Origin of the sequence: Bacillus sp. XT-2 (assembly GCF_025696525.1) — a bacterium.
Taxonomy (GTDB): domain Bacteria; phylum Bacillota; class Bacilli; order Bacillales; family Bacillaceae; genus Bacillus; species Bacillus halotolerans.
On sequence record NZ_JAHVOC010000002.1, the window covers coordinates 515,396 to 530,176 of the forward strand.

Below are 14,781 nucleotides of genomic sequence, written 5' to 3' on the forward strand. Positions count from 1 at the left end.
AAACATGTGTCATTCGTATAGTTTGTGTAAAGACCATAATTCATCACTTTACCTGAAAACATCTTACCCTATCATACCACAAAAATCTTTAGGAACTTTTAACATTCACATTACAATTCCTTCACGTTTTGACGATGAATTAATATGAGGAGGGTGTACAAAATAAATGACGTAACACAAAGCAAATCGTTTCACTCAAATTGATGACAAAAGAATCGATGTTTCCATAAACGAAAGCTTGGTATAATGAAATGAGATAAGGCATTAGACCTGTAAATTTTATACATCAGCATAGATTTATCCCAAATATTATTAGCAATTGACATTTTTAAAGAGCCTTAACTTTTATAGGAACTTATGCTATTATTGTTCATTATTAATGGTACGTAAAATTTATGTCGAAATTATAAACAGTTTGTTAAGTTTTTTGGTTTTTATCTGGCACTCTCAGTTGAAAACGGTTGGAAGGTGATGTTATCTAATGAAGAAAGTGATAACGTACGGAACATTTGATTTATTTCACTATGGACATATGAAGCTGCTTGAACGAGCAAAAGACCTCGGAGATTACTTAATCGTAGGCTTGTCTACAGATGAGTTTAATTTGCAAAAACAAAAAAAATCGCATCATTCTTATGAACATAGAAAACTCATTTTAGAAACAATCGATTTTGTGAATGAAGTCATTCCAGAAAAAAACTGGGAACAAAAAATCTCAGATATCAAAAAGTACGGAATTGATACGTTTGTCATCGGTGATGACTGGAAAGGGAAGTTTGATTTCTTAAAGGAATATTGCGAGGTCATATACCTTCCAAGAACAGAGGGCATTTCAACTACTCAAATCAAAAAAGACATGGCTAGTCTATAGAAGTACTAATTAAAAGAGGCTTGAAGTAATGTTCAGTTGCTTCTTTTTTTCTTGTTTACGGAGAGAAACATTTAATTGTTTGATATTTAAGGAGTCTAAAATGAAATCAATGATTTTTAAAAAATATAGAAGTCTATTGGTCGTTGTATACTCAATTGTTTTTAGAATAATTGGGCTATTGCCCAGAAACGAAAGGCTAATAATTTTCGAAAGTTATTCGGGAAAACAATTTAGCTGTAACCCAAGAGCAATATTTGAATACCTTGAGGAAAATAAAGATAAATATGATTACCAATTATTCTGGAGTATAGATAAAAGAAACAAGGATTTATTTGAGAATTTGGATGTAAATTATTTAAGAAGATTCTCTCTAAAATGGCTATGGTATATGGCTACAGCGAAATATTGGATAACAAACAGCCGCTTGCCATTATGGATCCCAAAACCGAGAAACACCACATATGTGCAGACTTGGCACGGAACCCCCCTAAAAAAACTCGCAAATGACATGGACGAAGTACATATGCCAGGCACGACGACTGAGCAATATAAAAAAAACTTTCTAAAAGAGGCTAGTAAATGGGATTATCTGATTTCCCCTAATGCTTACTCTACAGAGATTTTTAGAAGTGCTTTTCAGTTTAAAAAAGAAATTATTGAGTCTGGTTATCCTAGAAACGACGTATTATATGCAAAAAATAAAGATGTGATTATCAAAAAAATTAAAAGAAAATTAAATATTGACGATAATAAAAAAATCATTTTATATGCACCTACGTGGAGAGATAACGAGTTTTATGGCGTAGGTAAATATAAATTTAATTTACAACTGGATTTAGAAGCATTAAAGAATGAATTTCAGAACTCTGCTGTTTTTTTATTGAGAATGCATTATTTGGTCCGAGAAAATTTTGATTTACAAAAATACAGTCATTTTGTTAAAGATGTTTCGCTATATCAAGATATTAGAGATTTATACTTGATAAGTGACATTTTAATTACTGACTATTCGTCTGTATTTTTTGATTTCAGTAATCTAAAAAAGCCGATGTTATTCTATACGTATGATTTGGAGAACTATAGAGATATACTGAGAGGTTTTTATTTCGACCTGGAGAAAAATGCTCCAGGTGAAATAGTAGAAAATAAAGAAGATCTATTTTTAAAGTTGAAATACGTTATAAATAATACCTCTTTACCAAAAGAATATAATCATTTTTACGAGGAATTTTGCTCTATGGAAGATGGTTTTGCGGCCAAGAGAGTTATTGAAAGTATTTTATAGAGCGGGAAGGAGGTAAGTGGTATATTCTCATTAATTATTCCAGTATATAATGCGGAAAAGTATTTACTTGAAACTATAGATAGTGTCATCAATCAAACAATTGATTTCGAAAAGTATATTCAATTGATTTTAGTTGATGATGGTAGCACGGATAATAGTAAAAAAATTTGTGAAGAGTTACAAAAAAAGTTTCCTAATAATATTGATTATAAAAGAATAAATAACGCTGGTCCATCTGCTGCGAGAAATATTGGACTAAGATTAGTGAATGAAACATCTAATTATATCGGATTCCTTGACTCTGATGATAAGTTATCAAGTGGGGCGCTCCACCATATAAAGGATTTTTTTGAGACAACAGGACGTAATGTAAATATTGCCGTATTACCAATATACTATTTTGGCTCCAGAGAAGGCGAACACAAGTTAAATTACCGTTTTCTTAAAGGGAATAGAGTAATTGACATTTTAAATGAATATGATGCTCCTCAATATTTCATAGGGGGGAGCTTTTTTAAAAAAGCTCTTATAAATAAATACGGCTCAACATTCGACGAAAATTTAGACTTTTGGGAAGATGCCCTTTTTATGAATAAACTAATATTAAATGAATCATGTTACGGGGTTGTAGCAAATGGAAAGTATTTTTATAGAAAAAGAACTGAGAAAAATTCATTAGTTGATACTTCTTGGCTATCACAAAAACGTTATACAGCTTTTTTGAAAAATTCATACTTTGTTTTGTTTAAATGGTCTAAACAAATCTATGGGGAGATACTTCCGTATGTACAATATCTAACAGCTTACCATATTAAATTATACCTTTATCCAAATAATAGAGATTCAGCTATTGAAATAATGGATACAGAAGATTTTAATCAGTTTATTATTGAGTTTAAAAATATTTTATGCCAAATAGAATCTAAGTATATTGTAGAACAGGACATGAATAGTTACTATAAAGAACTTTTGTTAAAGTATAAACAAGAAAAATATTCCTTCTCTTCTAGTATTGATAAGTTAGCAGATAAAAACGTAACAATCAATGATGTTAAATTTAGAGGGGTTTATTTAGTTTTACAAGGTCACTTTGTTAATGAGCTTTATGAAATGAAAAAAGAAGACAGAATTTATCTTAAGTATCTTCATAAAAAAATATATGCCAAGCAAATTTTACTTGATGAGAAAATAGAAATATGGGGTAATAAAGTTAGAGATTATAAATATGCTGGTTTTAAATTAAAACTTCCTATTTGGATATTAAAATTTTCAATAGGCCTAGAGGGGAAAAATTTTAATATTATTTTAAATGAAGTCAATATATTTAAATCCCTCGGTAAAAAAATATTACGTACTAAAAAAGCATATTTCGGAAAGGCCAAATGACATGAACATATTAGATGTAATATATGACGAAAAAAGGGGAAGTTTGAAGATTCTTTGTGATCGTAATGGATATGAAGGTTCTAACGATTTTTACTTCGGAAAAAAGGAAAATAGTCGAGATACGGAGCTTCATGAACAGATTAAACTTGAATATGAAGACATAAATAAAAGCTCTTTATGGTTATACGTTAATCTTAACGAAGTTTTTACTTCTTGTAATGTAAGCGAAAGCTATTGGTCAATTTATATGGCAACCACACTAGAAAATATACCATTGAAGTTTAATAGCTCTGAAAAAACTACTTATGCCTATTTTGTTCCTCATCAACATTCTATTTTTAAAGTTAGGCCCTATATTGCTAAAGACAAATCTTTAGCGTTTTTTATAAGGCCTATCGAATTTGTACCCGTTTTAAAGAATCTTAAACAAGATGCAAATCATTTTCATTTGAAAATTGAGTGTACTGGGGCAGACTATGATCGTTTATCAAAAAGACAATTGTCGTTATCTCTTCTAAAACGGGATCAACCTAGTCTATATTTCTATTCAAATGAAATAAATATAGCAAAAGAAGAAAACATATCAGAAATGCTATATTTCTCTATCCCAAAAGATTTGTTAATAAATGATGAACTTTTTGATGTTTTTATAAAAGCAGAAATTCCTAAAGATAATGATAATAAGTTGTTATCGAATCAAAAAGAGATATATTTAAAAGTTAATGTAGATAGCTCTTTAATAGAAGTGCTTCTTGAAAATAATTATAACATTAACGAGTTTTATACTTTAAAGGCTAATATAAATCCTAAAAGTCAACTTTCCTTTGAGACAATAAATAACAACTTCAGTCCAACTTTAATCAGAGTGGAAAACACTGGGGATGATTTGAAGTTTTTTATGGAAGTGGGAGAAGATAGCTTAGCTTACAACTTGCATTCAAATCTGTCTTTTGTATTAAAAAGAAGAAGAGTCCTAGGAAAAGAAGTTGAATATTATGACGAGATAGCTCTTCCAATAGAATTTAATGAAGGTCAGTTTATATCTAAAATAATAAAATCGAATATTTTGTCTAAGTCTTACCTTAAAGGAAACGACGTTTGGGATGCTTTTATTAGGTTAGACAAAGAAAGTAACATTATAGAAAATGAAGTTAAAGTAAATAAAGAAACATCTTATTCATTTAGCTATTTTAAAACAAATTCAAGGTGCTTAAAAAATTCCGAGGGCAAGTTTTTTGTTAATGGGAAATCTAATCTTTCGCTTTTTATTTCAGACCGGCAAACAGTAGGGACTAGACCGATACGAATTGCTGTGATGGGTACTTGCTTCAGCAGAAACCCTTTTAACTCCAGAGAGTATTTCAACCCTGGATATAAGAAGATTTATGAGTGTGTTTATACTCAGTTCCACTCATCAATAGTAAGCTTGGTTTCTAAACCGATCGCCTTTAATCAGGAAGAATTTAAAGATATAAAAGATCAAGATATAAACTTTGTTGAGACAGATTTCAAAAAAGATTTTTTTGAAAAACTAAAGGCATCTCAGCCTGATTACTTAATTATTGACCTTTACTCTGATGCTGCAAAATCACTTATTCAGTTCAGTGAACACCAATATGCCAGTGCAAGTTTTATAATTGAAAAAAGTCATTTTTTTAAGAATTTAAAAAATTCTGTTATTATTAATCATAATGATAATAGCAAATATTTTGAAGTCTTTAAAAAAGCACTTAACGATTTTATTGCTAAAGTAACAGAGATTTTACCTGAATCTAAAATTATTCTAAATAAAGGGCGTTTTACTTATAAATATAGAGATATAAATGGTGAAATTAAATTTTTTGGAGATCAGGAACTAATTGAAAGAAATAATTATTTTTGGGATAAAGTTGATAACTATTTTGAAAATATGTTACCTAATGTTAATATTATTGACCTGACAAATACACCTTTTATAGGTGATGAGCGATACCCTTTCGGAAAGTCGTTTTCTCACTATGAATCAGCATATTACAAAAAATTTATGGATAGATTAAATTCAATTGTGCTTGAAGATATTCAAACTGAACTAAAATCTAAACAATAAATGAATTTAATAAGGAGAAATTAAGTTGGATTATCCATTAATCAGTGTAGTTTTACCTGTTTACAACGTAGAAGCATATGTAGAAGAATGTCTGGAATCTATAATTAGTCAGACATTAGGATTTGAGAAGATAGAAGTTATCTTGGTCAATGATTGTTCAACAGATGGCACCGCCACCATTTTAGATAAATATGCGGAACGGTTTAAAAATATAAGAGTGATTCACTTAACCGAAAACTGCGGAGCGCCAGGAAAGCCAAGAAATATTGGGATTAACGAAGCTAAAGGTGAATACATTATATTTTTGGATCCTGATGATTACATTCCAGCAGATGCTTATGAAAAATTATATAAGGTCATGGAAAAAAATAATTCAGATTTCGTTATGGGCAAAATGCTAAGCTTTAATGACGAAAATGGAAAAACACATGAGCACATAACATTTAAAAATTATTTTATGCACAAGCATTATAATGATGTAAATATAGAGACTGTTCCGTTCTTCCTTCAAGTGAAAACAGCTGTCTATTTAAAATTAGTAAAAACAAGTTTCTTAAGAGAGCATAATATATTATTTCCAGAGGGTATGAGGAATGGGGAAGATAAAATTTATGATATGGCTCTCTTCACAAAAGCAAAAAAGTTTAGTTATATACCTGAATATATTTATTACTATAGAACAAGAAATGATGCAAACAATCTATCCCTGACACAGCAAAATATTAAAAACACCCTTAAAAATGATGTAACAGCTGCATTGAAAATCAAAAAAATTCTAAATGAAAAAGAATACTCTTATTTTCAAATAAATGCTTTCAGGTCTCTTTTGTGGAAAATCTGTGATCCTGAATTTAACAAAGTTCCTGTAGCTGAAAGACTTGAAATATTAGAAATGATTAGACCTGTTGTACAAGGATTTAACCCTGATATTACTGAAAAATATTTTTCTATTGAAAAACCTTTGCTTAGTTTGATTGAAAAAAACTTCTTACTAGAAGCTTTGGAATACAATTCTATGATCGTCTCAAGAAGATGGTGGTATAGTACAGGAATAGAATTGCAAAAAATGTTTAAGCGGCAGCAGGCCATAAAAAACTCACTTTCATGGAGAATAACTAAAATTTTTAGAAACAAAATTAAAACAAACAAGTTGAAATATAAAATTAAGGAGAAATTGGTTAGTGATTGAGACTACATTATTGATTCCTGTTGGCACTCAAGATAACAGCTTAATACAAACATATATTGACTTTGTTAAAGGTCAAAGTATGAATTGGAATAGTTTGGAGATATTTTTCGTTGTAGAAACTGATATAGCTGATCAAAATCTAGATGAAAATGTATATTTAATTAGTAATAAAAATTTTGATATTTCATTGATTAAGGGAGAGTATGTATTCCTTTCAAACATAGAATATCGTTATGATTCAGGTTTATTGAAAAGTCTTACTGAAAAGATGAATACAAATAGAGTACCTATAATAAGCGCAAATAAATTGTTTAATAACAATGAATTTGAAAATATTATTGCTTCGAGGATAATGAAAAAACAATATTTGATTGATACTTATTTCTTTTCGACAAATATTTTTAATCGTGACAACTTAATTCAATTCTTTTTTGAGCAAGATACAATGAACATTGAAATGGATTTTTTAGGCGAGTGTTTTGTAGATAATGAATTAATAGAATATAGTTATCAATGCACTATCAATTCATTAAAAAACATTGTCAGTATGAAAAATAAGCAATTTTTAGAGACATACGGATTTTTGATACTAGAAACATTAATGTCTTATGCAGATTCCAATGTTTTTTTGAATAATTTATTAGATAAAGATCACAGTGATGCATACGATACAATAAAAAAGGTAAGTGAAGTTGTTAGTGTAGAAGATATTTATGACTTCAATGAAGTAGGTTATGGAACTTTTTTTAAATTGATCCAGAAAGACTGTTATTATGAAGCAACAGAGTTTATGAAGTTGTTAAAAAGTAAAAGACACTGGTTCAATCAATCAAGAACTTATAAATCTTATTTTGCGAGAGTTCCGTTATTTGAAAAATCGTTATCTTGGAAATTAACGAAGCCATTGAGAGATTTAAAGTATCAATATCGTCATATAAAGCACCTGATAAATAAATATCTTCTTATTTTTCTTGCATATATAGTGAAGCTGATATATAGAAAAGATGTATGGTTAGTCGGGGAGAGATATGATCAAGCTGAAGACAATGGATATTCCTTTTTTGAGTATTGCAGAACAAATCACCCAGATAAAAAGATCTTTTATATTATTGATAAAGGATCTCCGCATGCTGAAAAGGTAGAACGATTAGGAAATATACTTTATCATTCTAGTTTTAAACATAAATTATTTATGTTTTTAGCAAACGCATATATAAGTGCATGGACGTTTCAGGAAGGTTTATATCCATGGCCTTCAAAAGTGTATAACAAATATTATAAAAGAATTTTAAATGAAAAATATAATATCTGTTTGCAGCACGGCTTAATCATGTATAACATTTCACCCTATTTGCATAAAGAAAAGTATAATCAAGATCTTGTTATTAGCAGTTCAGAAAAAGAAAAAGAAATTATCCTTAATACTCTAGGTTACAATAGTGATGAAGTTATCGTAACCGGGCTTTCAAGATTCGATAAATTAGCGAAAAATAAATCGAATAAAGACCAGATTTTAATTATGCCGACCTGGAGAAGAAGTTTAGTTCAAATGAATAAGCATAACTTCTTGAAATCTAAGTACTTTGTAGCATACCAAAGTTTACTTAAAAATGAAAAATTTCTCAATATGATAGAGGAAAAGGGTATTAAGGTCAAGTTTTATATGCATTATCAAATGCAAAAGTATATAGAAAATTTCAATGTTGACCATCCGCAAATTGAAATTTTAACAAAAAATAATGCAGTAGTATCTGATTTGATTAAAGAAAGCTCATTATTGGTTACAGATTATTCATCCGTTTCTGCAGATTTTTTGTTTATGAATAAACCAGTTGTTTTTTACCAATTTGATCCTTATGACAATCATTCTATCAGAGTAAATGAAATTAAATCTGAAGACATTGGTATAGTGGCATCAGAAGAAGAAGCTGTTATTAATAACATAATTGAGATTTGTAATCGAGATTTTATAATAGATAAGCAATATAAAGAGAGCTCTAAAAAGATCTTTAAATTTAAAGATGATCAAAACAATGAACGAATCTTCAATGAGATTCTAAAATCTGTAAAAAAAGCAAATTGATGAGAACTATGAAAAAGACCGATGGAGTATATCTGTCGGCTTTTTCTATACATTAAATTTTAGATTGCTGCAATGTGAAAAAAAACTTATTATCTGTTACAATATTCATCGGTGCTTTCAAATTTCTTTAACCGAAAGATCCCAAAAATCATTTAAGTCTAAGGAAGATAAACAATGAATGCATTAGTAAGAATCGTAAAAGAGCAAGTGACATCGTTTCCTTTAATTTTGCGCTTGGCTTCGTATGAGACAAAGTCTCAGTATCAGATGAATTATCTTGGTGTATTATGGCAGTTTTTAAATCCCCTCATTCAAATGCTGGCGTACTGGTTTGTATTTGGCATGGGAATTCGTAACAGTAAGCCGATTATAACGGGTATCGGAGAAGTGCCTTTTATTGTTTGGATGCTGGCTGGTTTGATTCCATGGTTTTTTATTAGTCCGACGATTCTTGATGGATCAAACAGTGTGTTTAAGCGGATCAATATGGTTGCGAAAATGAATTTTCCGATCAGTTCGCTGCCATCTGTCGTGATTGCTTCAAATTTATTTAGTTATTTTGTGATGATGGGTGTTTATGTCATAGTTCTGTTAGCAAGTGGTATTTACCCAAGCTTGCATTGGATACAATATATTTACTATTTAATCTGCATGATTGTATTTATGTTTTCGTTTAGTTTGTTTAACTCTACAATCAGTGTGCTTGTCAGAGATTATCAATTTTTGCTGCAGGCCGTTACCAGATTATTGTTCTTCTTGCTTCCGATTTTTTGGAATATATCAGAGCAGCTTGGAAAAAATCATCCGAACCTTCTGCCTGTGCTTAAACTGAATCCGATTTATTATTTGATAGAAGGATTCCGGAACAGCTTCTTAGACGGGAAATGGTTTTTCCAAGATATGAAATACACGCTGTATTTCTGGCTGTTCACTTTTCTTTTATTAACAGTAGGTTCTATCCTGCACATGAAATTCAGAGACAAGTTTGTTGACTTTCTTTAATACGTAAGGAGATTGTACGATGAAACTAAAAGTTTCGTTTCGAAATGTTTCAAAGCAGTATCATTTGTATAAAAAACAATCGGACAAGATTAAAGGATTGTTTTTTCCGGCTAAGGATAATGGTTTTTTTGCTGTGCGGAATGTCTCCTTTGACGTGTATGAGGGAGAAACAATCGGCTTTGTAGGGATAAACGGGTCGGGGAAATCGACCATGTCTAACCTGCTGGCTAAAATTATTCCGCCGACCAGCGGTGAAATTGAAATGAACGGCCAGCCGTCGCTGATTGCGATTGCGGCCGGTTTAAATAATCAATTAACGGGTCGGGACAATGTCCGGCTCAAGTGTTTGATGATGGGTCTAACAAATAAAGAAATTGATGACATGTATGACAGTATCGTTGAATTTGCGGAGATTGGCGATTTTATTAATCAGCCGGTTAAAAACTATTCCAGCGGGATGAAATCGCGTCTCGGTTTCGCGATTTCCGTTCATATTGATCCGGATATTTTAATTATTGATGAAGCGCTCTCCGTAGGAGACCAAACGTTTTATCAGAAATGTGTAGACAGAATTAATGAGTTTAAAAAACAAGGAAAAACCATTTTCTTTGTCAGCCATTCCATCGGCCAGATTGAGAAAATGTGTGACCGCGTTGCTTGGATGCATTACGGCGAACTTCGGATGTTTGATGATACAAAAACCGTTGTGAAAGAGTACAAAGCATTTATTGACTGGTTTAATAAGCTCTCGAAAAAAGAAAAAGAAACATATAAAAAAGAGCAGACGGAAGAGCGCAAGAAAGAAGATCCTGAAGCCTTTGCCCGTTTCCGCAAAAAGAAGAAAAAGCCAAAATCACTGGCCAACGCAGTACAAATTGCGATTTTATCTATCTTGTTAGTTTTTGTTGCGGGCACGATGTTCTTTGATGCCCCGCTTCGAACGATTGCTTCGTTTGGCGCAATTCCGCAGAATGAAGTCAAGAATCATCATAGCGATGCAAAGGGCAAGATGGAGGAAAGCCTAACTGCAATGAATAAAAAAGGCTTTATAGCTGATGAAGAAGTGACAGTCTATAAAGACCAAGATCTGAAAAAGAAGGCCAGTGTTACACTGCCTTTCGGTACTGCAGTGACGGTAAGCGCAAAAGGTAAACAAGCAGCAAAGGTTAAGTTTCACGGACATTCTTATTTTGTGAAGCAGAATGCTGTTGCGACTGATGTGAAGAAGGCGGAATTGCCGGCTTCTGCTTTTACACCCCATGTCCAGCAAAACGCAGCAGCTTCCTATGAATACTTCCTGAAGTTCCTCGGAGACAGCAGTGACAGTATTCAATCGAAATTGAACGGCTTTACAGAAGGAGAAACAGCTGACGGCAGAAAGACTTTGGATTTTGATTATGAAAAGATCAGCTATGTATTGGAAAATAATAAAGCTTCACAGCTTATCTTTCACAACATTTCTCCCATTACTCCAGCGTCATTATCATTAAGTGATGGTGATGTATTGTATGACAGCAGCAAGAATCGTTTTCTTGTGAATACAGCAAATCAGATCTTTACAGTTGATAATGAAGAGCATACGTTGACTTTAATGTCGAAATAAGAAAAGGCTATTGGATGAATGTCCAATAGCCTTTTTGTTTAGATTTCTTCTTTGTTTAATAAGTTTTCCATGAATGGAACGAGCTGTCCGCGGAGTTCTTTATCTTGCATCGCAAATTCAAGAGTTGTTGTGATAAAGCCAAGCTTTTCACCAACATCATAGCGTTTGCCTTCAAAATCGTAAGCAAACACTCTTTGAATTTCATTCAGCTTTTGAATGGCGTCTGTCAGCTGAATTTCTCCGCCTGCGCCAACCTGCTGCTCCTCTAAGTACATAAAGATCTCAGGCGTAAATACGTAACGGCCTAAGATGGCAAGGTTAGAAGGTGCTGTGCCTTTAGACGGCTTCTCAACAAAGTTTTTCACCTGGTAACGGCGTCCTTCACTTGTCAGCGGGTCGATAATACCGTAGCGGTGAGTTTCTTCTTCAGGCACTTGCTGAACACCTATAATAGAAGAAAGTGTCCTTTCATACTCATCCATTAACTGGCGCAATCCTGGTTTTTCCGCCTGAACAATATCGTCTCCAAGCAGAACCGCAAAAGGTTCATCGCCGATAAAGTTACGCGCGCACCACACAGCATGTCCAAGCCCTTTAGGCTCTTTTTGACGGATGTAGTGGATGTCAGCCAGATTGGAAGATTTTTTCACTTTTTCAAGGAGCTCAATCTTTCCTTTTTCTTCAAGGTTTCTTTCAAGCTCAGGAGAGTAATCAAAATGATCCTCAATCGCACGCTTGCTTTTACCTGTTACAATAATAATGTCCTCAATACCGGACTCAACAGCTTCTTCAATTATGTATTGAATGGTTGGCTTATCTACGATAGGAAGCATTTCTTTCGGCATTGCTTTCGTAGCCGGCAAAAATCTCGTTCCGAGACCGGCTGCAGGGATTATGGCCTTACGTACTTTTTTCACTTTCAAAGCACCTTCCTTAATTATGATTTTGACCTTCAGATTATTCTGTCCAATCTGAGTCTTGTTTCTTTTCACTTGATTACCCAATTTTCAATTTAGTTAAACATATTTAATCATATAAGAAAAAACCAAATTAAACAAGGAATAACAGGAACGTTTTAAAGCTTGAAAAGTATCATGATGAATTGATAGTGTTATTTTAAAGCGGCATTCTGCTTATAAAATACATGTAAGTACTGTAACAAAAAGGATAGTAATCAAAACTAAATTGTATATAATATTACTAATGGACTTTACTATTGGAGGATAAATACATGGACTTAAAAATGAATGTGAGACTCCCTGAAGCACAATATATCTTTACAACATCTTCGGTGAGGGAAACATTTGGCGGACTGACTGAAGCGATGCTTCAGCGAGGAAGATTATTTTCAGAATATGCTGGTCAGCCTACGAAAGTCGTTAGCTTTAATTATGATCCAAATTATAAACATATTATTTCAAGTTTAAAGCAAAGAGAAAAAATTAACGATGATATCTCTATTATTAATATTTACGAATATTTTAAAGGAGATGAGGAAGAAAAACTGCCCGCAATCAAACATCCCGTTGAGGAAGATGGGTTAAAACATCATAAGGATCCGGAGAAAAACGCCTATCGTTATTATAAGAATGGACTTTATGTGCATTATAAACGTTTTGCTGATGACGGAAACCTGATTTTGGCTGATTATTTTAATGAAAATAGAAAAAGGACCAAACGTGAAGAGTACACCCAAGACGGTTATGTACACCGTGTTACATATATGGATTTAGAATATAACAAGCCAAGACAGGAACTGTTCTTGCGAAATGATGGTACTTGTTACATGAGCAAATGGCTCACCATGACAAAGGATAAGAAATCAGTTAAGGTGGAGCGTGTTAACCTGTTTGACAGAAATGGAGATTTTCTTGCTGTCTTTTCATCTAATATGGAATTGCAGCATTATTTTCTAGATCAAATTATAGGAGAAAAACGAACTTTTCTTATTGGAGAAGAGCGGGGAACAGATCCAATTACAATGGCTTATAAAAATCCTCATATTTATAAAGTATTTTTAACTCACAATATTCATGTGAGAGCTCCACATCATTATGATTCTGTCTTGAGACTCGGCAACAGACCTGTTATGGAAAATATGAGCCATCCTGATGCAGTAATATTCCTGACTGAAAAACAAAAAACTGATATAGTTAAAAGATTCGGCGACCGTTCGAATTACTTTGTGATTCCTCATGCCCACAAAAAGCCTGATACGCTAGCGGATTTTAGTGATAGAGATCTTAAACGTGTGGTCATGCTGGCTCGTTATCATGAGCAAAAAAATCTCAGCCATGCAATTAAAGCATTTCAAATCACTGCAAAACAAGTTCCTGACGCGCGTCTTGAGATTTACGGATTTGGTGAATTGGAAAAAGAACTGCAAAAATTGATTGAAGAATTAAATCTTCATCAGAATGTATTTTTAAAAGGATTTACGGAGAATCCCAAAGCTGAATTTAAAACAGCCGCTTTCTCGGCTTTGTCCAGTGATTATGAAGGCTTTGGTCTAGTAGTGCTGGAGAGCTTGGCAAATGGATGTCCGGTAGTTTCTTATGATTTAAAATATGGTCCAAGCGATATGATTAACGATGGCGAAAATGGATTTTTAGTAGAGGACAAAAATATAAAACAGCTGGGTCAAAAAATGGCAGAATTGCTGCAGCAGCCCGAAATGATCAAGGCTATGAGTGAAAATGCGTATAAAAGCGCTGATAAATTTAGTGAACAGGCGTTTATGCAGCGATGGAGAGATATGTTTTACAAAGTTATAGAGAACAAACCACTAAGAAATAATTTATCAAATATGGAGTTTCATTTAACTGACTACGATTGGGAAGATAAAAATCAATTTCAGGTTAAAGGATTTGCCTCATTTACAGGTCAGGTTCCAACTGAATCATTACAGCATTATCATGTATATTTTAAGGTCTATAATCGCGATACGAAAGAATTTGATGTGGTTGCGGCAACAGCAGAAAGAGATCATGATAATCGTCTATTGGTAACTGGTATGTTCCATCTGGAGAATTTGGTGAGTACATCGGGCGTTTTGGATGTATCATTAGGGATCGAATGGGATAACAGTTATTTTGAAAAAAGAATCGGCTATTCAAAAGACGATCTGAAAAAACTTACCGCTCACAAAGTGAAAGGTTTTCATGTTCAGCCTTATTTCACTGAAACCTATCATAATTTAAGCTTTCGGGTGAAACAGCCGGCGGGCTTAGCTATTTTTAAAAGATAATTTGTAAAGATAAGTTCCGCGGAAAGAGA

General features: G+C 32.6%; 10 protein-coding genes. 9 read left to right on the top strand and 1 reads right to left on the bottom strand.

Annotation, left to right across the window (positions count from 1 at the left end; translation table 11 throughout):
- Positions 1-481 precede the first annotated feature (481 nt).
- The 8 genes from tagD to tagH all read left to right on the top strand — a co-directional run bounded on the left by tagD (position 482) and on the right by tagH (position 11,505).
- Positions 482-871, top strand: coding sequence for a glycerol-3-phosphate cytidylyltransferase (gene tagD, locus KXD37_RS08735; protein WP_059353647.1), 390 nt, complete (start codon positions 482-484; stop codon positions 869-871).
- 100 nt (positions 872-971) lie between these two features.
- The gene (locus KXD37_RS08740; RefSeq protein ID WP_106019654.1) at positions 972-2,156 is read left to right on the top strand and encodes a CDP-glycerol glycerophosphotransferase family protein; all 1,185 of its coding nucleotides are present in this window, start codon (positions 972-974) and stop codon (positions 2,154-2,156) included.
- 36 nt (positions 2,157-2,192) lie between these two features.
- Complete coding sequence (locus KXD37_RS08745; RefSeq protein ID WP_223255264.1) at positions 2,193-3,542, top strand: glycosyltransferase family 2 protein; 1,350 nt, start codon at positions 2,193-2,195, stop codon at positions 3,540-3,542.
- Between the two features lies 1 nt (position 3,543).
- Positions 3,544-5,628 carry a DUF6270 domain-containing protein gene (locus KXD37_RS08750; protein WP_106019652.1) on the top strand — a complete coding sequence of 695 codons (2,085 nt, stop codon included), beginning with the start codon at positions 3,544-3,546 and terminating at the stop codon, positions 5,626-5,628.
- A 25-nt stretch (positions 5,629-5,653) separates the two neighbouring features.
- The gene (locus tag KXD37_RS08755; protein WP_106019651.1) at positions 5,654-6,817 is read left to right on the top strand and encodes a glycosyltransferase family 2 protein; all 1,164 of its coding nucleotides are present in this window, start codon (positions 5,654-5,656) and stop codon (positions 6,815-6,817) included.
- Entirely contained in the window at positions 6,810-8,900 is a 2,091-nt protein-coding gene (locus KXD37_RS08760; protein WP_106019650.1) for a CDP-glycerol glycerophosphotransferase family protein, read from the top strand. Before KXD37_RS08755 ends, KXD37_RS08760 begins: the two co-directional genes overlap by 8 nt.
- Before the next feature lie 174 nt (positions 8,901-9,074).
- A complete protein-coding gene (gene tagG / locus KXD37_RS08765; protein WP_059353643.1) occupies positions 9,075-9,902 on the top strand; it encodes a teichoic acids export ABC transporter permease subunit TagG in 828 nt (275 codons plus the stop codon).
- Positions 9,903-9,921: 19 nt separating this feature from the next.
- Positions 9,922-11,505, top strand: a complete 1,584-nt coding sequence (tagH, locus tag KXD37_RS08770; RefSeq protein ID WP_106019649.1) for a teichoic acids export ABC transporter ATP-binding subunit TagH — start codon at positions 9,922-9,924, stop codon at positions 11,503-11,505.
- A gap of 38 nt (positions 11,506-11,543) precedes the next feature.
- Here tagH and galU read toward each other — a convergent pair whose 3' ends face one another.
- Entirely contained in the window at positions 11,544-12,422 is an 879-nt protein-coding gene (gene galU, locus KXD37_RS08775) for a UTP--glucose-1-phosphate uridylyltransferase GalU (RefSeq protein WP_044159515.1), read from the bottom strand.
- Positions 12,423-12,736: 314 nt separating this feature from the next.
- Here galU and KXD37_RS08780 point away from each other — a divergent pair, with 314 nt between their 5' ends.
- Complete coding sequence (locus KXD37_RS08780; protein WP_106019648.1) at positions 12,737-14,752, top strand: glycosyltransferase; 2,016 nt, start codon at positions 12,737-12,739, stop codon at positions 14,750-14,752.
- The last annotated feature ends 29 nt before the right edge of the window (positions 14,753-14,781 follow it).

Bases quoted from the DNA above. Each gene is read 5' to 3' on its own strand.
- KXD37_RS08780 (WP_106019648.1), top strand. From the start codon at position 12,737: ATGGACTTAAAAATGAATGTGAGACTCCCTGAAGCACAATATATCTTT.
- KXD37_RS08750 (WP_106019652.1), top strand. From the start codon at position 3,544: ATGAACATATTAGATGTAATATATGACGAAAAAAGGGGAAGTTTGAAG.
- tagH (WP_106019649.1), top strand. From the start codon at position 9,922: ATGAAACTAAAAGTTTCGTTTCGAAATGTTTCAAAGCAGTATCATTTG.
- KXD37_RS08740 (WP_106019654.1), top strand. From the start codon at position 972: ATGAAATCAATGATTTTTAAAAAATATAGAAGTCTATTGGTCGTTGTA.
- tagD (WP_059353647.1), top strand. From the start codon at position 482: ATGAAGAAAGTGATAACGTACGGAACATTTGATTTATTTCACTATGGA.
- tagG (WP_059353643.1), top strand. From the start codon at position 9,075: ATGAATGCATTAGTAAGAATCGTAAAAGAGCAAGTGACATCGTTTCCT.